This window comes from Erwinia sp. B116 (genome assembly GCF_002865965.1).
GTDB lineage: Bacteria > Pseudomonadota > Gammaproteobacteria > Enterobacterales > Enterobacteriaceae > Erwinia.
In genome coordinates this window covers 96,693-118,542 of the sequence record NZ_JRZZ01000002.1, presented here as the reverse complement: position 1 = coordinate 118,542, position 21,850 = coordinate 96,693, and the positions used below count along the sequence as shown (strand labels likewise).

Genomic DNA, 21,850 nt, shown 5'->3' with positions numbered 1-21,850 from the left:
TCTAACTGTATTTGCCAGCGTACACAAGTGCAAGTCTGTGCAGTATTTTCTGACAAATATCTCATTAATCGGGCGTTTTATCGCTGTTTTTTCAGCCAGCGCCGTCCTGTAAAGCGGAAAAAGCTGAGTTATGATAGCGAATCATTGACCGTTCACAGGAGTAACGCCGTTCATGGCACGTCCAAATAGCGATCCGGATCATAGCGGAATCCATTATTTCACCGAAGGCTGGCGGCTGATTACGCTGCCCGGTATTCGCCGATTTGTCATCATGCCGCTGCTGGTTAACATCCTGCTGATGGGTGGCGCGTTTATCTGGCTGTTCCGTCGCCTGGGCCAGTGGATGCCTGACCTGATGGCGCGGGTGCCGGACTGGTTGCAGTGGTTGAGCTATCTGCTGTGGCCACTGGTGGTGCTGTCTATCATTTTAGTCTTTAGTTACTTTTTCTCCACCGTAGCTAACTGGATTGCGGCACCTTTTTGCGGGCTGCTGGCGGAACAGCTGGAAGCACGGCTTACCGGCGAGGCGCTGCCGGACGGCGGCTGGGCCGGGATGGTGAAAGATATTCCCCGCATTATGAAACGCGAATGGCAGAAGCTGGCCTATTACCTGCCGCGGGCGCTGGTGTTACTGCTGCTCTATTTTGTCCCGGGATTTGGCCAGATCGTTGCCCCGGTGCTGTGGTTTCTGTTCAGCGCATGGATGCTGGCGATCCAGTATGGCGACTACCCGTTTGACAACCATAAGGTGAGTTTCCCGCAGATGCGGGCCGCGCTGCGCCAGCATAAAGCGGTGAACATGCAGTTTGGCGCGCTGGTCAGCCTGTTTACCCTGGTGCCGGTGCTGAACCTGGTGATTATGCCGGTTGCCGTCTGCGGTGCCACGGCGCTGTGGGTGGATCGCTATCGCTCGCAGCTGGCCAGCAGCGCTTCGGGCCGTTAACCTCCCCCCTTCTCACGACGCCAGCGGTTGATCTACCGGCATCATCACCACCTTTTGCGGTTCAGGGCAAAAATGGTGGTGATGGTGCCCACCTCTTAGTCCGCCCGCGCTTATACCTTTTCTTCAGGGCTTATTTCAGCAGAACATATATATATACGATTTCTTCACTTCCTTGAGAAATTGAACAAGGTATGCTCTAGGTCGTTCCCAATATTTCATACAGTTAAGGACAGGCTATGAGTAAGATCTATGAAGACAATTCTTTAACAATCGGTCATACGCCGCTGGTTCGACTGAACCGCATCGGTAATGGACGCATTCTGGCTAAAGTGGAGTCGCGTAACCCTAGCTTCAGCGTCAAATGCCGTATCGGTGCCAATATGATTTGGGACGCGGAAAAACGCGGCATCCTGAAGCCGGGTATCGAACTGGTTGAACCGACCAGCGGTAACACCGGTATTGCTCTCGCCTACGTGGCCGCGGCGCGCGGATATAAACTGACGCTGACCATGCCGGAAACCATGAGCGTCGAGCGCCGCAAGCTGCTGAAGGCGCTGGGTGCCAACCTGGTGTTGACCGAAGGTGCTAAAGGCATGAAAGGCGCCATCGCCAAAGCGGAAGAGATTGTCGCCGGCGATCCGAACAAATACGTGCTGCTGCAGCAGTTCAGCAACCCGGCCAACCCGGCGATCCATGAACAGACCACCGGCCCTGAAATCTGGGAAGATACCGAAGGCGAAGTGGACGTGTTTATCGCCGGCGTCGGCACCGGCGGCACCCTGACCGGGGTCAGCCGTTACATCAAGAATACCAAAGGCAAAAAAGCGCTGATCTCCGTGGCGGTTGAGCCAACCGACTCACCGGTGATCGCCCAGGCGCTGGCCGGCGACGAAATTAAACCGGGCCCGCACAAAATTCAGGGCATCGGTGCCGGTTTTATCCCGGGTAACCTCGATCTGAACCTGGTTGACCGCGTAGTGGCGATCTCTAATGAAGACGCTATCGCTACCGCCCGCCGTCTGATGGAAGAGGAAGGCATTCTGGCCGGTATCTCTTCCGGTGCCGCCGTAGCTGCCGCACTGAAACTGCAGGAAGAAGAGGCTTTTGCTGGCAAAAACATCGTGGTGATTCTGCCCTCTTCCGGTGAGCGTTACCTCTCTACCGCACTGTTTGCCGACCTGTTCACTGAAAAAGAACTTCAGTAAGCCCAATACCGCCATCTGCACAAAAAAGCACCCATTTGGGTGCTTTTTTGTGGCATACGTCAAAGTTTTGCCACGTTACAGATTGCTTTTACCCTCGGGTGTCTGGTATTTAAGCTGGCAATTATTTCGATCCGTAAAATTAATCGTAGCGTGACATGGATCGGGCTGAATCGATTTACTGATTTGGCGCATTACGGCAAAGCGCGGCATAATGTAAAGTGGAAAAACGGTGGCGAGTCCGTGATTTTCTCCCGTTTTGATTCCTGCTTACCCGCGTCTTTTTGCAACGTTATTGCCGGACGCTCACCCATACAGGCCAGAGCCTCGTTAACCCGGAGCTTTGGACTTACAACACCAAACCTAATTAGTTGGGGAAACACCATGTTCCAGCAAGAAGTGACCATTACCGCACCAAACGGCCTGCACACCCGCCCTGCTGCTCAGTTCGTTAAAGAAGCGAAAGCCTTTGCGTCTGAAATCACCGTGACCTCTAACGGCAAATCCGCCAGCGCGAAAAGCCTGTTCAAGCTGCAGACCCTGGGTCTGACTCAGGGCACCGTGGTGACCCTGTCTGCTGAAGGCGAAGACGAGCAGAAAGCCGTTGAGCACCTGGTTAAACTGATGGCAGAGCTCGAGTAATCAGACCGCTTTCAGCTCGTGAGCCGCAGCGTTGTGGCGCAGAGTGCAGTTTTCTTGATCGCGGACAGCCTGTCCGCGATGTTATTTGCGTACTCTGACGCGGATACCTAATAAAACGGCGCTCAGGCCAGTACGCTGACTGGATAAACTGATGCAGTCATCCTGCGCACAGCGCCGGTGATAATCTAAGACAGAATAGGTAAGGTTATGATTTCAGGCATTTTAGCATCACCGGGTATCGCTTTCGGCAAAGCGCTTTTGCTGAAAGAAGATGAGATTGTTATTAACCGGAAAAAGATTTCTGCTGACCAGGTTGAGCAGGAAGTTCAGCGTTTTCTTGACGGTCGTGGCAAGGCTGCCGTGCAGCTGGAAGCGATCCGCATTAAAGCCGGGGAAACCTTAGGCGAAGAGAAAGCGGCCATCTTCGAAGGGCACATCATGCTGCTGGAAGATGAAGAACTTGAGCAGGAAATCATTGCCCTGATCAAAGACGATCACGCCTCTGCCGATGCGGCTGCCTTTTCTGTTATTGATGGCCAGGCGAAAGCGCTGGAAGAGCTGGACGATGAATACCTGAAGGAGCGCGCGGCGGACGTGCGTGATATCGGTAAACGTCTGCTGCAGAACATTCTCGGCCTGCACATCGTTGACCTCAGCGCGATTCAGGAAGAAGTCCTGCTGATTGCCCACGATCTGACCCCGTCAGAAACCGCACAGCTGAACCTGAACAAGGTGCTGGGCTTTATCACCGACATCGGTGGCCGTACGTCGCACACCTCGATCATGGCTCGCTCTCTCGAGCTGCCGGCAATCGTCGGTACCGGCAACGTGACCAGCGTGATCAACAACGGTGACTACATCATTCTGGATGGCGTAAACAACGAAGTTTACGTTAACCCGACCAGCGAGAAAATCGACGAACTGAAAGCGGTTGCCAATCAGTATTTGTCTGAAAAGAACGAGCTGGCCAAACTGAAAGACCTGCCGGCCATTACGCTGGACGGCCATCAGGTAGAAGTGTGCGCTAACATTGGCACCGTGCGCGACGTCGCCGGCGCAGAGCGTAATGGCGCAGAAGGCGTGGGCCTGTACCGTACCGAGTTCCTGTTTATGGACCGCGACGCCCTGCCAACCGAAGACGAGCAGTTCCAGGCGTACAAAGCCGTGGCTGAAGCCGTGGGTGCGCAGGCGGTGATCGTGCGTACCATGGATATTGGCGGCGACAAAGACCTGCCGTACATGAACCTGCCGAAAGAGGACAACCCGTTCCTCGGCTGGCGCGCCATCCGTATCGCGATGGATCGTACCGAAATTCTGCATGCGCAGCTGCGCGCCATCCTGCGCGCCAGCGCCTTTGGCAAGCTGCGTATCATGTTCCCGATGGTGATTTCCGTTGAGGAAGTGCGTTTCCTGAAAGCAGAGCTGGAACAGCTGAAAGTGCAACTGCGTGCGGAAGGCAAAGCCTTCGACGAGAGCATTGAAGTCGGCATCATGGTCGAAACACCTGCTTCAGCCGTGATCGCCCATCACCTGGCTAAGGAAGTTGATTTCTTTAGTATTGGGACAAACGACCTGACGCAGTATACTCTGGCAGTGGATCGCGGTAACGATCTGATCTCCCATCTCTACAACCCAATGTCACCATCCGTACTGACGCTGATTAAGCAGGTTATTGATGCTTCGCATGCGGAAGGTAAATGGACCGGCATGTGTGGTGAGCTGGCAGGCGATGAACGTGCTACACTACTGTTATTGGGAATGGGGCTGGATGAGTTCAGCATGAGTGCCATTTCTATCCCAGGCATCAAGAAAATTATTCGTAATACGAATTTCGAAGATGCTAAGGCATTAGCAGAGCAGGCGCTGGCTCAACCGACCGCGGATGAGCTGATGCAGCTGGTTAACAAGTTCATTGAAGAAAAAACACTCTGCTAAGGCCCGGAGACGCTGGCCCAATATGACTGCTTAGGAGAAAAACATGGGTTTGTTTTCAAAACTTTTTGGCGATAAGTCGGATTCCGCATCTGGTGCCATTGAGATCGTAGCGCCGCTGTCTGGTGAAATCGTCAACATCGAAGACGTGCCGGACGTGGTGTTTGCGGAGAAGATTGTTGGCGACGGCATCGCTATCAAACCATCTGGCAATAAAATGGTTGCGCCGGTTGATGGCACCATCGGTAAAATTTTCGAAACCAATCATGCGTTTTCCATCGAGTCTGACAGCGGCATTGAGCTGTTTGTCCACTTTGGTATCGACACGGTTGAGCTGAAGGGCGAAGGCTTTAAGCGCATCGCTGAAGAAGGTCAGAAAGTGAAGAAAGGTGACGTAGTCATCGAATTCGATCTGGCACTTCTGGAAGAGAAAGCGAAATCTACCCTGACGCCTGTCGTGATCTCTAACATGGATGAGATCAAAGAGCTGGTCAAACTGACGGGTAGCGTCACCGTAGGTGAAACGCCGGTTATCCGCATCAAAAAGTAATCTGATGCGTCATAGAAAGCCCTCTGGCCAGCCGGTCAGAGGGCTTTTTTTATGGCTCAAATGAGAGCGCTTCACGCAGGTTATCGGGGACAGCGTCGCTGTCGGTCACCCGCAGCAGATCCTCCAGCAACGCCAGGTGGCTATGCAGCAGCACCTGAGCCTGCTCCTGCTCCCCTGCCCTGAGCGCGCTGATAATCGCGGCGTGCTCATCCGACTGACAGCAGGGTGAGGCGTTACGCTGATAGAGCGAGACGATTAGCGCGCTGCGCACCATCAGGCTGGTCAGCATCTCATCCAGCACCCGGTTATCTGCTATACGGGCCAGTAGCAGATGAAATGCACTCAGCAGCCTGACCACCTCACGGCGATCGCCGCTGGCAATCGCCTGTTGTTCAGCCTGCATATGTCTGTCGATCGCCGCCTGGTGACGCTGCATTTTTTCAACGGTGATCTCCGCCAACAGCGCGCGCTCAAGCGCATGCCGCGCGCTGAACACTTCCCGCGCCTCACGCGCGCCGGGCTTTGCCACCCGCGCGCCGCGGTTGGGGGAAATCGTCACCACGTGCTGTAAGGCCAGCCGCTGCAGCGCAGCCTGAACGTGATTGCGGTTAGCCGCCAGCGCGTCAACAATCTGCGCCTCGACCAGCCGCGTTCCGGGCGCAATGCGCTGTTCGGCAATCGCCCGTGAAAGCGCATCGATAATGCGCTGTACTTCCTGCTGCCTGGCACTGATGACCCGAGTGCTCATCGCGCTCCCCCTCCAGGTAAAAATTAAAAACGGGCGATCCGGCCCTCAAATAACCCAGTGTGGCAAACGTATGGTGAGCTCCAGCCCACCATCACGGGCGTTAACGGCCTTCACTTCACCCTGATGTGCCAGCACCACTTTACGCACGATCGATAACCCGAGGCCATAGCCTTTGCCTGAAAGTGGTGAATTAACGCGCACAAAGGGATCAAAAATACTGGAAAGCTTTTCGGCGTCAACGCCCGGCCCGCGGTCGCGCACGGTAATACTCAGCCAGTGATGATCGCGCCGCAGGTCGATAGTGACCTGCTGCCCCTGCAGCGAGAAACGCAGCGCGTTGCGTACCACGTTTTCCACCGCCGAGCGGATCAGATTGGCATCGCCCTTCACCGTGTAATCCTGCTGCTGATCGGCGTGCAGCAGCACCTCCACGCCCGGGATCTGCGCCTCGTAGCGGGCGTCGTTGGCCACCGCCTCCAGCAGCCCCAGCAGGTCGAAATACTGCTCATCAGGCAGCTTCTGGTGTTCGGCGCGCGACAGCGACAGCAGTTCGCCGATCATTTTATCCAGCCGCCGCGCCTCTTCATCGATGCGGTCCAGCGAGGCCTCCACCGAGGCCGGGGTCTGACGCGCCAGGCCGGTGGCCAGCTGCAGCCGGGCCAGCGGCGAGCGCAGTTCGTGGGAGACGTCGTGCAGCAGCTCTTCGCGGGCGCTGACCAGCACCGACAGGCGTTCAACCATTGCGTCGAAGTCGGCGGCCACCACCGACAGCTCATCGTGGCGACGGCGCATGGCCGGAAAAAGCCGCACCGAAAGATCGCCTTTCGAGATGCGCGCAAAACCTTCGCTCAGCTGACGCATCGGCCGGGTCAGGTTCCACGCCAGCAGCAGGCTGAACAGCAGGCCGCAGCCGCCGCCGGCGATAAACAGCGGCAGCGGCATATTGAGAATGTCGCCGTGCCGCCGCTCCTGACGCTCATCCTCACGCAGACTGGCAACGTCATAGCTCAGCTGCCACTGCTGGCCCTGCGCATCAGTGACCCGCTCAGTCAGCCGGGCAGGAAACTCACCCGCCGGCGGGCCGCTGGGCTCTGCGGCGTCCTCCGCCGCTGTCGATTGCGGATCGCGGCGTGGCGAACCTTCACCGGTGGTTAAGGGGGGTGGAGAAGCGGCCCCGGCGGCAGGCGATCGGTGAATGGCAGACGCCGACGCCCCTGCGCTGGTGGACGGATCGGGCGATGCACTGCCCAGCGGCCGTACCGAAAAGAAGCGGCGCTCGTCCTGGGTCCAGTCGGCGATCGTCGCCTGCAGCGCGTTCAGGCCGCCGTACTGCAGCACCGAGGCCGCAGAGGTCATCTGCAGTTCGGCGATGCGCCGGGCGGCCTGCATCTCCGGCGGCTCGTGATGTTTGTTGCCGTAAAAGTTAAAGCTCAGCCACATAATCTGGCTGATGCCGATAAAGGTTAACCAGAAGCCGAGGAGAATTTTCCAGAACAGAATGCCGCGGAAGCGAGACTTCATCGGATACGGTAGCCGATACTGCGCACCGTTTCGATATTGACAGTCTCCCGGGTCAGGGCCGACAGCTTCTGACGGATATTGCTGATATGCACGTCGACGCTGCGATCGTAGGCTTCGCGCGGCCGTCCCAGCCCTTTTTCCGACAGCTCATCCTTCGACACCACCCGATCCGGCGAACGCAGCAGCAGGTCCAGCAGGTTAAATTCGGAGGCGGTCAGGTCGAACGGAACATTTTTCCACTCGCTGGTGCGGGTAGCCGGATTGAGGGTCAGATCGCCCCAGCCGATGACGTCTTTGTTCTCCACCACCGCCGGCTGCTCTTCCACCCGGCGCAGCACCGCGCGCAGGCGGGCGACCAGTTCACGCGGATAGCAGGGCTTTGGCACGTAGTCATCCGCGCCCATCTCCAGGCCGATCACCCGGTCAATGTTGTCACCTTTGGCGGTCAGCATAATCACCGGCAGGCGGCTGTTCTGACGCACCTGGCGCAGCACGTCGATGCCGCTCATATCCGGCAGCATGATGTCGAGGATCATGGCGTTAAAGTCGCCGGACAGCGCGCCCGCGACGCCGGCTTTGCCGGTCAGCACCAGCTGGGCGTCAAAACCTTCGGCAATCAGGTACTGGCTGAGCATGGTGCCCAGTTCAAGGTCGTCATCGACCAGTAAAATTTTCATACGGGATCTCTCAGTGGTATCGCCGCTATTTTCACCTGGCAAGGGTGAAGACGCAGCCGCTTTTACCCAATCCTTACAGTTAGCACAGGATCGGGGGCCGGTGTTATCCCCGTTTGAGCCACACCGGCACAAATAATTCCACGCTCAGCGAGAAATAAACCGCTTGCGGCTCAGTAGACGCCGGTTGAGAGATAGCGATCGCCGCGATCGCAGATAATCGCAACCACCACGCTGCCCGGCTGTTCAGCCGCGATACGCAGCGCGCCGGCCACCGCACCGCCGGAGCTGACGCCGCAGAATACCCCTTCCTGACGCGCCAGTTGCCGCATGGTCTGTTCTGCCTCCTGCTGCGACATATCCAGCACGCGGTCAACCAGCTCCGGACGGTAGATCCCCGGCAGGTAGGCGGCCGGCCAGCGACGGATGCCGGGAATGCTGCTGCCTTCGGCAGGCTGCAGGCCAACCACCTGCACCTCGGGGCTTTGCTCTTTCAGGAAACGGCCAACGCCGCTGATGGTGCCGGTGGTGCCCATGCTGGAGACAAAATGGCTGATGCGCCCGGCGGTCTGCTGCCAGATTTCCGGCCCGGTGGTCAGATAGTGGCCAAGCGGGTTATCCGGGTTATTAAACTGATCCAGCACCTTACCCTCGCCGCGCGCTGCCATCTCCAGCGCCAGGTCACGCGCCCCTTCCATTCCCTGTTCACGGCTGACCAGGATTAGCTCCGCACCGTAGGCGCGCATCGCCGCCTGCCGCTCAACGCTCATGTTGTCCGGCATCAGCAGCTTGAGCGCGTAGCCTTTCATGGCGGCGATCATCGCCAGCGCTATGCCGGTGTTGCCGCTGGTGGCCTCAATCAGCACGTCACCCGGACGGATCTCATCGCGGGATTCGGCCTGCTGGATCATCGACAGCGCCGCGCGATCTTTCACCGATCCCGCCGGGTTGTTGCCTTCCAGCTTCAGCCAGATCTCACTGCCGTTGTCAGGCCCAAGCCGCTGCAGGCGGATCAGCGGCGTATTGCCGATAGTTTGTTCAAGTGTGGTCACAGTCGCATCCCGTACGCCGAAAACAACAGGGGCTGGAATTATCCAGCCCCTGTTTATAAGCCCATCAAAATATCAGGCGCTTTGCGCGAAGGCAACCGCGCGCAGCGCGGTATCACCCTGATAGAGACGCGCCTGCGCCAGGCCAACAAACAGGCGCTCGCCGCGCAGCGGCGAGGTCTGCTCTCCCTCCAGCACCACGGTGATCGGTTCGCTGCTCCAGCCGTCCGGCTGCACCACCAGCTGCCAGTAGTGGCCGCGCGGGCTGATCTCCAGCACCTTCACCGGCAGCGGTGACTCCAGGCTGCTCTGACGGCTGACGCTGATTTCCCACGGACGCAGAAACAGCTCCACCGCCCCCTGGTGCGCCGGCGTGTAGCCCAGCGGCCAGTGGTGCGCACCTACGTGGAAATGAGAACCGTGCACTTCGCCGTCAAAACGGTTTACTTCGCCAAGGAACTCCAGCACAAAACGGGTCGCCGGGTCGCGCCACACCTCTTCCGGCGTGCCGACCTGTTCAATGTTGCCCTGGCTCATCACCACCACCCGATCGGCCACTTCCATCGCCTCTTCCTGATCGTGGGTGACGAACACGCTGGTGAACTTCAGCTCTTCGTGCAGCTGACGCAGCCAGCGGCGCAGCTCTTTACGCACCTGGGCATCCAGCGCGCCGAACGGCTCATCCAGCAGCAGGATCTGCGGCTCCACCGCCAGCGCACGGGCCAGCGCCACACGCTGCTTCTGGCCGCCGGAGAGCTGTGACGGAAAGCGGTTTGCCAGATGAGCCAGCTGAACCATCTCCAGCAGGCGGGTCACCTTCTGCTTAATCTCAGCCGTCGACGGGCGTTCGCGGCGCGGCAGCACGGTCAGACCAAAGGCGATGTTGTCGAACACCGTCATATGGCGGAACAGCGCATAGTGCTGGAACACAAACCCCACCTGACGGTCGCGGGCGTGTACCCGGCTGACGTCCTTACCGTGGAAGCTCAGGCGACCGCTGTTCTGGTTCTCCAGCCCGGCGATAATGCGCAGCAGCGTGGTCTTGCCGGATCCGGACGGCCCGAGCAGCGCCACCATCTGGCCGGAAGGGATATCCAGCGAAATATCGTTCAGGACTTTCGTCTTGCCGAAGGATTTGTTGATGCTACCAATCTCAATGCTCATGATTCCCCTCCTGTTGCAAACGCTTCTGCTGGCTCTCTAATCGCCACTGCACCGCGCTCTTTAAAAACAGCGTCACTATCGCCATCAGGGTCAACAGCGCCGCGGCGGTAAACGCGCCGACGGTGTTGTAATCCTGATGCAGTAATTCAACCTGTAACGGCAGCGTGTAGGTTTCCCCGCGCACCGATCCGGATACCACCGACACCGCACCAAACTCGCCGATGGCGCGGGCGTTGGTCAGCACCACGCCGTACAGCAGCGCCCAGCGGATGTTCGGCAGGGTCACGCGCCAGAACATCTTCCAGCCGGACGCGCCCAGCAGCACCGCCGCTTCATCTTCGTGACTGCCCTGGCTGAGCATCACCGGCACCAGCTCACGCACCACGAACGGACAGGTGACGAAAATGGTGACCAGCGCCATCCCCTGCCAGGAGAACATCAGCTGGATATTGTGCGCATCCAGCCAGCCGCCTGCCGGACCATTAACGCCCCAGAACAACAGGTACATCAGCCCGGCCACCACCGGCGACACGGCAAACGGAATATCAAACAGCGTTAACAGCAGCTGGCGACCAGGGAAGGTGAAACGCGTCACCAGCCAGGCCAGCAGCGTACCGAATACCAGGTTAACCGGCACGGCCACCAGCGCAATCAGCACGGTCAGCCAGATCGAGTGCAGCATGTCGCTGTCCTGCAGGTTGCTGAACGTCGCCAGCAGCCCTTCAGAAAAGGCGGCGGCGAAGATCGCTACCAGCGGCACCACCAGCAGGAAAATAGAGATCAGCATGCCCAGGCCAATCAGGATCCATTTGCCCCACGGCAGCGGGGCGCGTCCGGCCTGTTTCAAATCGGTTACCTCTGCCATCAGTGACCTCCGATACGGCGGCCAAAGCGGCTCTGCAGGGTGTTAATCGCGAACAGCAGCAGCAGCGACGCGGCAAGGATCACCGAGGCGATGGCGCTGGCCGCCGGGTAGTCAAACTCCTGCAGACGTACGAAAATCATCAGCGAGGTGACTTCGGTTTTCCAGGCGATATTGCCAGCGATAAAAATCACCGCGCCAAACTCGCCGAGGCTGCGGGTAAAGGATAAGGCGGTGCCGGCCAGCAGCGCGGGTGCCACTTCAGGCAACACCACGCGGCGGAAGCTCTGCCACGGGCTGGCACCGAGGGTTTCAGCCGCCTCTTCATACTCCGGCCCCAGCTCTTCCAGCACCGGCTGAACGGTACGCACCACAAAGGGAATGCTGGTAAAGGCCATCGCCACCGCGATGCCCAGCCAGGTGTAAGAAACCTTAATACCAAACTGCGCCAGCCACTCACCGTACCAGCCGTTCACGGCGAAGATGCCCGACAGCGTCAGGCCGGCCACCGCGGTCGGCAGCGCAAACGGCAGGTCCATCAGGCCATCCAGCAGCGCGCGGCCAGGGAAACGGTAGCGGGTGAGGATCCACGCCATCAGCATGCCAAACAGCGCGTTGAAGATTGAGGCCACGCCCGCCGCCAGCAGCGTTACCTCATAGGCGGCCACCACCTGCGGGTTGGTGACTACCTCCCAGTACTGCGCCAGCGTCATCTGCGACAGCTGCATCAGCAGCGCGCTGATCGGCAGCAGCAGGATCAGGCAGGTGAAAAACAGGCTGCTGCCGAGGCTCAGTCCAAAGCCGGGCAGCACGCGCTTACTCGTGTTTGCAAACATCAATTAACGCCCCGCCGCCAGCAGCTTGTCCAGCTCGCCACCGCTGACGAAGTGGGTTTTCATCACCTGCTCCCAGCTGCCGAACGCGTCTTCAACCCGGAACAGGTCGGTCTGCGGGAAACGGGCTTTCTGCTCGGCCATCAGCTGCGGGTTGTTCACGCGGTAATAGTACTGGGTGATAATCTGCTGTGCCGCCGGGGTGTAGAGGTAGTTCAGGTAGGCTTTCGCCGCCTCGGTGGTGCCGTTGGCCTCAGTATTTTTGTCGACCCACGCCACCGGGAATTCCGCCAGAATATTGGTTTTCGGCACGATTACTTCGTAACCGTCTTTCTCATACTGGTTACGGATGTTGTTCACTTCCGACTCAAAGCTGATCAGCACGTCACCCAGCCCGCGCTCCACGAAGGTGGTGGTGGCACCACGGCCGCCGGTATCAAACACCTGCACGTTTTTCAGGAAGCGGGTCATAAACTGTTGGGTTTTTGCCGCATCTTTGCCGTCGGCTTTATCCGCCGCGCCCCAGGCCGCCAGGTAGGTATAACGGGCGTTACCGGAGGTTTTTGGGTTCGGGAAGATCAGCTTCACGTCATCACGCACCAGATCGTTCCAGTCGTGAATGTTTTTCGGGTTGCCCTTGCGCACCAGGAACGCCATGGTCGAATAGAACGGCGAGCTGGCGTTCGGCAGGCGCTGCTGCCAGTCGGCCGGGATCAGCTGGCCTTTGTCGTGCAGGATCTGCACGTCGGTCACCTGGTTATAGGTGACCACGTCGGCTTTCAGCCCCTGCAAAATCGCCAGCGCCTGCTTTGAAGAGCCGGCGTGCGACTGACGGATGGTCAGGGTGTCGCCAGGGTGCTGCTCCGCCCACTGTTTTTCAAACGGCGTGTTCAGCGCGGCAAACAGCTCGCGTGACACATCGTAAGAGCTGTTAAGCAGCTCGGTCGCGGCGGCAGAACCGGATAAGAAAAGTGCCAGTACGGCGGCGCTGAGCCGTGTTTTAAGCGTCGGTAACGTCATGGTACACCCTGATAAGCTGAACTGGCTCGCGCCCGGAGACGTTCAGTTTATTTATAACCTCACTAAAAGCAGTAGCGGTTTTATATACCGTTTCGTGATTTGGAATGAGAAAACGCTATAAGGGTGTGGAAATGATTATGCGAAGAAGCGCTAAGCCACGGGCTGACTGCTGGCAGCCTCGCCCGCCGGGGCAGGCAGAGGGCAGCTGGGGGGAGCAGAAGCCAGCCGCTTCCTGCACTGCAGGTACTAAGGGCATTCAGGCATTCAGCCGGGCATAGTCCGTTAGCCCGGCGCGGGATGCAAGGAGGTTCAGCCCACGTCTTGCGGAGAGGCCGTAAACGCCGGCTGGTCAAACACGGTGATCGGCGGCAGCGGCTCCCGCCAGACTTCAATTTCCACCCGGCAACTCTGCGCGCTACAGCCCTGCCCCAGCCGCGAGCTGCCGCGATCTTCGGTCAGCACGTTAGGGTTACCGTGTTTGTCGAGCGATCCGGGCTGGCTCGGGTCCAGCGGATCGTACCAGGCACCGGTGGAGATCTGCACCACGCCGCGCAGGATCTGATCGCTGACCTGCGCCCCGGCGAGGATTGCGCCGCGCTGATTAAATACCCGCACCACGCTGCCGTGCGTAATACCACGGGCGGCGGCATCGTCCGGGTGCATCCACAGCGGCTCGCGCCCCTGAATCTTGGTGGCGCGGCTGACGCTGCCGTGGTCGAACTGGCTGTGCAGGCGGGTGCGCGGCTGGCTGGAGAGCAGGTGCAGCGGCCACTGCTGCGCCTGCTGCTGCTGATACTGCGCCTCTTCGTCATCCCACCAGGCGTGGCCCGGGCACTCGCGGTAGCCGAAAGCGGCCACGGTGTCCGAGAACAGCTCGATTTTTCCGGACGGCGTGGAGAGCGGATAGCGCTGCGGATCGGCGCGGAATTCCGCCAGAAACACCTGCGGCTTCGCCGGCGGCGCGTACTCCAGCACTCCCTGCTGCCAGAAATCGTCAAACGGCGGCAGCGTAATCCCCTCCTCCTGGGCGCGCGGCCGCGAATCATCATACAGCTTGCGCAGCCACGCCGCCGGGCTGCGCCCCTCGCTGAACCGTTCGCCGAAACCGAGCCGCTCCGCCAGCCCGCAGAAGATCGCGTAGTCGTCACGCGCTTCCGCCACCGGTGCAATCAGCTGGCGCATGGCAATCATAAAGCCGTCGTGGCCGCCGCTGCCGATGTCCTCGCGCTCCAGAGAAGTGGTCACCGGCAGAATAATGTCCGCGTGGCGCGCCTGCGCCGTCCAGTACTGCTCGTTAACCACCACCGTTTCCGGCTGCCGCCAGGCCTCGACCAGCCGGTTCAGATCCTGATGGTGATGGAAGGCGTTGCCCCCCGCCCAGTAGACCAGGCGGATATCCGGATAGCGCAGCGTCTGGCCGTCAAACGCATACTCGCCGCCGGGGTTGAGCAGCATATCGGACAGCCGCGCCACCGGGATCACGCTGTTGACCTGATTTTTACCGGCGGGCAGCCGCGGGCCGGAGAACACCGCGCGCGCCGCCCCGGCGAGGTTGGTGCAGGCGTAGCCAAAGGCCAGCCCGCCGCCCGGGGTGCCGATCTGGCCGAGCAGCGCGGTCAGCGCCACGGTCGCCCAGTAGGCCTGCTCCCCCTGCCGGGCGCGCTGGATCGACCAGGAGATATTGATCATCGTGCGGCTGGCGGCCATGGTGCGCGCCAGTGCGGTAATGTCACCGGCGTCCAGCCCGGTAATCGCCGCCGCCCACTGCGGCGTTTTCACCACGCCATCGCTCTCGCCCAGCAGATAGGCGCGGAACGGCGCAAAGCCGACGGTGTGGCTGGCGATAAAGCCGTGGTCGACAAGGTCTTCACTGACCAGCACCTGGCACAGCGCCAGCAGCAGGGCGGTATCGGTGCCCGGCTTAATCGCCAGCCACCTGGCGTCCGGCACCGCGCTGAGGTCGTTTTTCACCGGGCTGATGTTGATAAAGCGCACGCCCCGCTGCTGCAGGCGATCCAGCCAGTGTTTCAGCATGTGGTCGTTGGCCGCGCCGCCGTTCACCTGCGCGTTGCGCAGCGGCAGGCCGCCGATGGCGACGAACAGCTGGCACTCGCGCTCCAGTTCCGACCAGTGGGTATGCTGGCGGTGCAGCGGGCTGAGCGGGCCGAGAATGTGCGGCAGCACGCGCTCGCCCGCCGCGCTGCTGTAGGTGTTGGTGCTGGCGGTATAGCCGCCAAAGCCTTTCAGAAAGCGGTGCAGCTGGCTCTGCGCGTGGTGAAAACGGCCGGCGCTGGCCCAGCCGTAGGAGCCGCCGAAGATCGCCTCGTTGCCACAACGCGCCTTTACCGATCGCATCTCCCGCGCCACCAGGTCCAGCGCCACCTCCCAGCTCACCTCAACAAAGGGTTCTTTGCCGCGCCCTTCGCGCGATGCCGGGCCGTGCTGCAGATAGCCGAGGCGCACCGACGGGCGCTTCACGCGGGCCTCACTGGTGACGCCGTCCGCCAGCGACTGCCCGATGCGAGACGGATTTTTATCCCACTCAACCGGTGAGACGCTGGTAATGGTTCCGTTATCGGTGGCGACGCGGTAGGTGCCCCAGTGCATCACGGCAAGGTGGTGTTCGTCTTTCATCTCTGGCTCACAAAAAAGGGAAAATACGGCAATTCGCCATCATAGCGCAGGCGTAAAATGGCTTATATGAATTAATTTCACTTTCGACATGAAGAAAGTCGAATATCCTCGACGGCTGTTTTCCTTTATAACATTTTCAGCTATAAGATAGACGCTTTTGTTATTTCGGGTTGCCGGGCTGAATTGTCATGCTAGCCGTCCACCAGTTTACTACTTACACAGGGTTATAATAACAATGAAACACAACGTAAAACTGTTGCCGGTTGCCGTGGCATTATTATCGCTTGCCTCCGCCGCCACTTACGCCGCTGACGCCCCGTCCCTGCAGGGTAAAACCATCGGTATTGCCGTGGTCGGCACCCAGCACTTCTGGGATCGTGAAGCCTATAAAGGCGCCACCGAAGAGGTGGAGAAGCTTGGCGGCAAGGTGGTCGGCGTTGACGGCGGCAGAGATAACCAGGTTCACGCCAATAACCACGATATTCTGCTGTCGCGTAAAGTCGATGCGGTGATCAGTATTCTCGGCGACAGCGCCGTTGAACCGAAATTTAAAGCGCTGCGCGCGGCGAATATTCCGGTCTTTACCGTTGACCACGTCTCCGAATATTCCGTGAATAACACCACTTCAGATAACTATACGCTCGGTTCGACCATCGGCCGTTATATGGCGGACGAACTGGGCGGTAAAGGCAACGTGGCGGTATTTAACGCCTTCTCCAATGCCCTGCGGATCTGCGGCATTCGTTACGATCAGTGGAAGTATGTGCTGAAAGACTACCCGGGCATCCATATTATCCAGCCTGAACTGGCCGAGCAGTTTGCCAACTCGCCGGAAGACGCGCGTAAGAAAACCCTCGAGCTGTTAAGCCAGTATCCGAAAGGCAAGCTGGACGCGATCCACGTGGCCTGCTGGGACCAGCCGGCGATCGGTATCGTACAGGCGCTGGAAGAGACCGGCCGTGACAAAGACGTCAAGGTGACCGCCATCGACGCCGGCCCGGAAACGCTGGAGATCATGGCCGAGCCGGGCAGCCCGCTGGTGGCCAACGTCGCCCAGCAGCCGCACCTGATCGGTCAGACCTCGGCGGATAACGTGGCCCGCTACTTCGCCGGCCAGAAGCTGCCAACCCAAACCTTTATCCCGGTGCTGCCGGTGAAGGGTGAAGCGGAAGCGAAGGCCGTCTACAAACAGCTGGGTTACGGTGAGCTGAAGTAGTGAGCGCTGACAACCTGCAAACTACGGCAGCGGCTACCGGTCTGGTGATGGACCAGATCGGTAAACGTTTTGCCGGCGTGGCCGCCTTAACGGCGGTCACGCTGCGTATCGCCCCCGGTGAAATTCATGGCCTGATCGGCGAGAACGGCGCCGGGAAATCCACCCTGATTAAGATCCTCGCCGGCGTATACCAGGCCGACAGCGGCAGCGCCACGCTGGACGGCGTCAGCCTGCCGCTGGGCGACCCGGCCGCCATCGAGGCGCGCGGTATCCGGGTGATCCATCAGGAGCTGAACCTGATCCCGCACTTTACCGTGGCGGAGTCGGTGTTCCTCGGCCAGGAGCTGCGCCGACCGTGGGGCGCGCTGAACCGGCGGGCAATGATCGCCGCCACCGAAGCCTTTTTCCGCGATAACTGGCAGCTGCCGATTAACGCTAACCGCCTGATCCGCGACCTCAGCCTGGCCGAACGCAAGCTGGTGCAGATCGCCCGCGCGCTGATCGACGGCGCGGCCCGGCTGGTGGTGTTTGATGAACCGACCGCCCCGCTGGAAGCCCATGAGGCCAGCCTGGTGACCGGGGCGATCCTGCGCCTGCAGCAGCAGGGCATCGCCATTCTCTATATCTCCCACTATCTCAATGAGATCGCCTCGCTGTGCCACAACGCCACCGTGCTGCGCAACGGCGAGGTGGTCGGCTACCCGGACCGTGAGCTGCTGCAGAACACCGATGCGGTGATCAACATGATGGTCGGCCGCGATATCGCCCAGCTTTACACCCCACGCCAGCCCCGCGCCGCCGCCGTGCAGTCGCCGGTGCTGGAGGTGCGTAACCTGTCCGACGGCCAGCAGCTGGATAACATCAGCTTCGCTATTCAGCCCGGCGAAATCGTCGGCGTGGCCGGGCTGCTCGGTGCCGGGCGCGACCTGCTGGTCGACACGCTCTACGGCCTGAAGCGCGCGCGCCAGGGTGAGATTGTGCTCAACGGCCGCGTGCGGCGCATCCGTTCGCCGCAGCAGGCGATCAAGGCCGGCATGGCGTTAGTGCCGCGCGACCGCCGCCATCAGGGGCTGATCCTGCCCTTCAGCGCCACCGACAACATCAACCTGGCAACGCTGCCGCAGACCGCCACCTTCGGCTGGGAACACCGCGGCCGCGCCCGGCAGAACGCCGAACAGTGGTTTGAACGGCTGAGCATCCGCCCGAATAAACCGGCGCTGCCGGTGCGCCATATGAGCGGCGGCAACCAGCAGAAGGTGATCCTCGCCCGCTGGCTGGGCACCGACGCGCGGCTGTTTATCCTTGATGAACCGACGCTGGGGGTGGACATTGGCGCACGCAGCGACATCTATCTGCGCACCCGCCAGCTGGCCGACCAGGGCCGTTCGGTGCTGGTCTCCTCCAGCGACGCCAGCGAACTGCTCGGCCTGTGCGACCGCATTCTGGTGATGTGGCGCGGGGCGCTGGTGGCGAATATTCCCACGCAGGGGCTCACTCTCGATGCTCTGCTGATAGCGATTAACGGCGGGCAGGAACAGGCACTATGAGTAATCTGATTCACAGCCGGGGCGCGCCGCGCCTGACGGTTCTGCTGGAAAAATTTCCGCTGCTGCTGTTTGTCGCGCTGCTGGTCTGGCTGAGCGTGCAGTCGCCGTACTTCCTCAGCTGGCAGAATATCAGCCTGATGCTGGTGCAGAGCGTGCCGCTGGCGATCTTAAGCTTTGGCCTGGTGTGCGTGGTGGCGGTGGGCGGCGACGATGTGGTCTCCGGCGGCATCGACCTGTCGCTACCCGCCATCGCGGTGTTTGGCGTGGCGCTGCTCAGCCTCGGCATGGTGGAGTGGCACACGCCGTATCTGCTGCTGCTGCTGGCGGTAGTGGCGCTGTCGCTGGCCTGCGGCGCGGTGAACGCGCTGCTGGTGCTGGTGGCCGGGCTGCCGCCGCTGCTGGCCACCCTCTCTACTTCGGTAGCCTTTACCGGGCTGACCGATCTGCTGACCGGCCAGCGCCGCATCAGCGTCAGCGATCCGCTGATGAGCGCCTTCCGCGACAATACGCTGCTGGGTATTCCTTACCCGCTGCTGTGGCTGGCGGCGGTGTTTATTCTGTTTCAGTTTATCGTCCACCATTCGCGTTTTGGCCAGCATATTCAGGCGGTAGGCGGCAATGCCGATATGGCACGGATGTCCGGCCTTAAGGTGCGTGGCCTGACGCTGCGGGTGTGGCTGCTGGCCGGCGTCGCCGCCGGGCTGGCGGTGCTGCCGCTGCTGGCGCAGGGTTCCGGCAGCTCCAGCGGCACCGCCACGCCGCTGCTGCTGGAGACGGTGCTGGCGACCTTTATCGGCGCGGCATTCTCCCGCCGCCGGGTGGTGACCATCTGGGGCGCGCTGCTCGGCGCGGTGCTGGTTAACGCGCTGTCTAACGGGCTGGGGCTGCTCGGCGTCAATATTTTCTGGATGGGGGCGATTAAAGGCGTGCTGATCCTGGTGGTGCTGGCCGCGCCGGCCTTGCTCAATCGGGGGAGCGCACAGTGAGTCAGATCCTGCAAAATAGTGCGGCGGCAGGCAACCGCAACAACCTGCTGGCGTTAGCGTCACGCGGCGGCTTTGGTCTGCTGATGCTGCTGGCGGTGGTGCTGTTCAGCTGGGCCAATCCGGTGTTTTTGACGCTGGATAACTGGGGCAACCTGCTGCAGGGCAGCGCGGTGCTGCTGATCGTGGCGATGGCGATGACGCTGGTGGTCAGCGCTGGCGCGATTGACCTGTCGGTGGGCGTGGCGCTGGACTTTGGTGCCGCCTTTGCGCTGGTGGCGCTGAAAACCTGGGGGCTGCCGTGGCAGGCGGCGGTGCTCTGTGCCCTGTTTGGCGGTGCGCTGATCGGTGGCTTTAACGCCCTGCTGATCCTGGTCTTCCGCATCAGGCCGTTCCTCGCCACCCTCGGCACCTGGTTTATCGCCAGCAGCGTCGAACGTATCTATACCGACGGCGGCGGCGCGATCTCTTACCGCCGGATGGCGACGGAGTACCATGACCTGGCGGTAGGCAATCTGTGGGGCATCCCGATGCCGATCGTGATTGCGCTGCTGCTGTGGCTGGCGGTGTGGCTGCTGACCGAGCGCACCCTGTTCGGCAAGCGGGTGCGTGCCATCGGCCAGAACAGCGAGGCGGCACGGATTGCCGGTATTCGCAACGCGCGTACCCTGCTGCTGGTGCTGGTGGCCGCCTCGGCGCTGTGTGCGGTGGGCGGGGTGATCCTCTCCGCCAACCTGCGCCAGTTTACACCGCTGGCCGGGCAGGCTTATCTGATGGACGCCATCGCCGCGGTGTTTATCGGCACCGCATTTAACCGCTTTGGCCGCGCCAGCATTGCCGGCACGCTGGGCGGGGTGCTGTTTCTGGCGGTGGTCGACAACGGCCTGAACCTGATGGGGCTAAACTATCTGGTGAAGGATGCGCTGACCGGGGTGATCCTGGTGGTGGCGCTGGCCGTCTCCTTCTGGCAGGCGCGCGTGCGCCAGCAGCACGTCTGATTTCACGCCCGCCCAGTGCGGCGGGTATTTTTTCCGGAGCGTAACCATGTCCAAATTTGATGCCGTGTTTGTCGGGCTGACCATTCTTGATATTGCCGGGCGGCCGGTGCAGGCCATTCCGCAGGGCGGCAACGTGGCGTTTATCGAGCAGATCCGCCTGAATCCGGCGGGTACCGCGGCCGGGGCGAATATCAACGCCGCCAAGCTCGGCATCCGCACCGCGGCGGTGGCCTGTCTGGGGGACGATGAGAAAGGCGATCTGATTCAGAACAGCTATCGCCGGCTGGGCATCGATCTGTCGCTGCTGCAGTTCAGCCCGCAGCGGGAAACCTCGGCGACCATTCTGCCGATCCGCCCCAACGGCGAGCGCCCGGCGCTGCACTATCGCGGCGCGTCTGACGATCTGTTCGTCAGCGAGGCGCAGTTTGACGCGGTGCTCGACTGCCGCTATCTGCACCACGGCGGCAGCGGTCTGCTGGCGGCGATGGACGGCGGCCAGAGCGCGGTGCTGCTGGCAGCGGCCAAAGCGCGCGGCATCGTGACCAGTTTCGATCTGATCGCCCCCGGCCCGGATACGCTGGCGCTGTTAAGACCGCTGCTGCCCCACGTGGACTGGTTTATGCCGTCGCTGGAGGAGGCCGCCGCGATTTCCGGGTTGAGCGATCCGGAGGCGATTGCGGCGTTTTTCTTTGATTTGGGCGCGGGCAACTGCATCTTTAAGGACGGCGAGCGGGGTTCGTGGTTGTTCCAGTCGGGGCAGCCGGGGCAGCGTATTCCTGCCTGGCAGGTGGTGGTGCAGGATACTACCGGTTGCGGCGACGGTTACTGCGGCGGGTTTATCGCGGCGCTGGTGCGAGGTCTTGAGCCGGCGGCGGCCTGTCGGGTGGCTTCTGCGGTGGCAGCGCTGGTGGCAACCGGGTTAGGCTCTGATGCCGGGGTGGTTGACTGGGATCATACCGAGGCGTTTATGGCCGAGACGCCGTTGCTTGGTTGACAGATTAAGGGCGGGCTACCTGCCCTTCGTCGGTCACGCTTACTGAGATTCGCGTTGCTGCTTAAGGGCATGGCTTTGGGTTCTGATGCCGGGTTCGGCCGTTGGTGGCAGAACGCCGGGTCGCCGTGAATCCGTCCGTGGAGGCTCGGACGGCGCATCCCTGCGCCGTACGCCCGGCTAACCTGTCCACCAACGTCCTCCCTTTTCAGTCATTGAGTTGCTGCCTTAAAAACCTAAAAGACCCGTATTAATGTTTTGATGTTTGATGTTTGATGTTTGATGTTTGATGTTTGAGCGCAGATGTAGAATATTTCAGGGCAGCAACACCAATGATTACA

At 60.6% G+C, this 21,850-nt stretch carries 19 protein-coding genes; 10 read left to right on the top strand and 9 right to left on the bottom strand.

Translation table 11 applies throughout. From position 1 onward, the window contains the following. Window positions 1–172: 172 nt before the first annotated feature. The 5 genes from cysZ (at window position 173) to crr (ending at window position 5,269) form a co-directional block, all read left to right on the top strand. Complete coding sequence (gene cysZ, locus NV64_RS01925) at window positions 173–943, top strand: sulfate transporter CysZ (protein WP_101505206.1); 771 nt, start codon at window positions 173–175, stop codon at window positions 941–943. Between the two features lie 236 nt (window positions 944–1,179). Next, window positions 1,180–2,148, top strand: a complete 969-nt coding sequence (gene cysK, locus NV64_RS01920) for a cysteine synthase A (RefSeq protein ID WP_056239139.1) — start codon at window positions 1,180–1,182, stop codon at window positions 2,146–2,148. Window positions 2,149–2,529: 381 nt separating this feature from the next. Next, a complete protein-coding gene (gene ptsH, locus NV64_RS01915; RefSeq protein ID WP_034916267.1) occupies window positions 2,530–2,787 on the top strand; it encodes a phosphocarrier protein Hpr in 258 nt (85 codons plus the stop codon). 207 nt (window positions 2,788–2,994) lie between these two features. Further along, window positions 2,995–4,722: a phosphoenolpyruvate-protein phosphotransferase PtsI gene (gene ptsI / locus NV64_RS01910; RefSeq protein WP_056239136.1), complete on the top strand. Its 1,728-nt coding sequence runs from the start codon at window positions 2,995–2,997 to the stop codon at window positions 4,720–4,722. A 43-nt stretch (window positions 4,723–4,765) separates the two neighbouring features. Next, window positions 4,766–5,269 carry a PTS glucose transporter subunit IIA gene (gene crr, locus NV64_RS01905; RefSeq protein ID WP_056239132.1) on the top strand — a complete coding sequence of 168 codons (504 nt, stop codon included), beginning with the start codon at window positions 4,766–4,768 and terminating at the stop codon, window positions 5,267–5,269. A 49-nt stretch (window positions 5,270–5,318) separates the two neighbouring features. Here the strand turns inward: crr and NV64_RS01900 are convergent, their stop codons facing one another. The 9 genes from NV64_RS01900 to NV64_RS01860 form a co-directional block, all read right to left on the bottom strand. Beyond that, window positions 5,319–6,017, bottom strand: coding sequence for a GntR family transcriptional regulator (locus tag NV64_RS01900; protein ID WP_056239129.1), 699 nt, complete (start codon window positions 6,015–6,017; stop codon window positions 5,319–5,321). A 45-nt stretch (window positions 6,018–6,062) separates the two neighbouring features. After that, complete coding sequence (locus NV64_RS01895) at window positions 6,063–7,538, bottom strand: ATP-binding protein (protein ID WP_101505205.1); 1,476 nt, start codon at window positions 7,536–7,538, stop codon at window positions 6,063–6,065. Continuing rightward, the gene (locus NV64_RS01890) at window positions 7,535–8,215 is read right to left on the bottom strand and encodes a response regulator transcription factor (RefSeq protein WP_056239123.1); all 681 of its coding nucleotides are present in this window, start codon (window positions 8,213–8,215) and stop codon (window positions 7,535–7,537) included. Before NV64_RS01890 ends, NV64_RS01895 begins: the two co-directional genes overlap by 4 nt. 170 nt (window positions 8,216–8,385) lie before the next feature. Next, window positions 8,386–9,264 (bottom strand): cysteine synthase CysM, encoded by an 879-nt coding sequence (cysM, locus tag NV64_RS01885; RefSeq protein WP_101505204.1) that lies wholly within the window; start codon window positions 9,262–9,264, stop codon window positions 8,386–8,388. A gap of 72 nt (window positions 9,265–9,336) precedes the next feature. Then, complete coding sequence (gene cysA, locus NV64_RS01880) at window positions 9,337–10,425, bottom strand: sulfate/thiosulfate ABC transporter ATP-binding protein CysA (protein WP_056239116.1); 1,089 nt, start codon at window positions 10,423–10,425, stop codon at window positions 9,337–9,339. Further along, a complete protein-coding gene (cysW, locus tag NV64_RS01875) occupies window positions 10,415–11,290 on the bottom strand; it encodes a sulfate/thiosulfate ABC transporter permease CysW (protein ID WP_056239114.1) in 876 nt (291 codons plus the stop codon). Before cysW ends, cysA begins: the two co-directional genes overlap by 11 nt. Next, window positions 11,290–12,123, bottom strand: coding sequence for a sulfate/thiosulfate ABC transporter permease CysT (gene cysT, locus NV64_RS01870; protein WP_056239726.1), 834 nt, complete (start codon window positions 12,121–12,123; stop codon window positions 11,290–11,292). The genes cysW and cysT overlap by 1 nt, the downstream gene beginning before the upstream one ends. Before the next feature lie 3 nt (window positions 12,124–12,126). Beyond that, window positions 12,127–13,140, bottom strand: coding sequence for a sulfate ABC transporter substrate-binding protein (locus NV64_RS01865; RefSeq protein WP_056239111.1), 1,014 nt, complete (start codon window positions 13,138–13,140; stop codon window positions 12,127–12,129). A gap of 309 nt (window positions 13,141–13,449) precedes the next feature. After that, complete coding sequence (locus NV64_RS01860) at window positions 13,450–15,774, bottom strand: molybdopterin-dependent oxidoreductase (protein WP_101505203.1); 2,325 nt, start codon at window positions 15,772–15,774, stop codon at window positions 13,450–13,452. Window positions 15,775–16,009: 235 nt separating this feature from the next. Here NV64_RS01860 and NV64_RS01855 point away from each other — a divergent pair, with 235 nt between their 5' ends. The 5 genes from NV64_RS01855 (at window position 16,010) to NV64_RS01835 (ending at window position 21,512) form a co-directional block, all read left to right on the top strand. Further along, window positions 16,010–16,990 (top strand): sugar ABC transporter substrate-binding protein, encoded by a 981-nt coding sequence (locus NV64_RS01855; protein ID WP_056239107.1) that lies wholly within the window; start codon window positions 16,010–16,012, stop codon window positions 16,988–16,990. Between the two features lie 47 nt (window positions 16,991–17,037). Next, entirely contained in the window at window positions 17,038–18,537 is a 1,500-nt protein-coding gene (locus tag NV64_RS01850) for a sugar ABC transporter ATP-binding protein (RefSeq protein WP_056239722.1), read from the top strand. After that, window positions 18,534–19,523: an ABC transporter permease gene (locus NV64_RS01845; RefSeq protein WP_056239105.1), complete on the top strand. Its 990-nt coding sequence runs from the start codon at window positions 18,534–18,536 to the stop codon at window positions 19,521–19,523. The genes NV64_RS01850 and NV64_RS01845 overlap by 4 nt, the downstream gene beginning before the upstream one ends. A gap of 83 nt (window positions 19,524–19,606) precedes the next feature. Beyond that, on the top strand, window positions 19,607–20,518 hold the full coding sequence (locus NV64_RS01840) for an ABC transporter permease (RefSeq protein ID WP_101505281.1): 912 nt from the start codon (window positions 19,607–19,609) through the stop codon (window positions 20,516–20,518). A 46-nt stretch (window positions 20,519–20,564) separates the two neighbouring features. After that, the gene (locus tag NV64_RS01835) at window positions 20,565–21,512 is read left to right on the top strand and encodes a carbohydrate kinase family protein (RefSeq protein WP_101505202.1); all 948 of its coding nucleotides are present in this window, start codon (window positions 20,565–20,567) and stop codon (window positions 21,510–21,512) included. The last annotated feature ends 338 nt before the right edge of the window (window positions 21,513–21,850 follow it).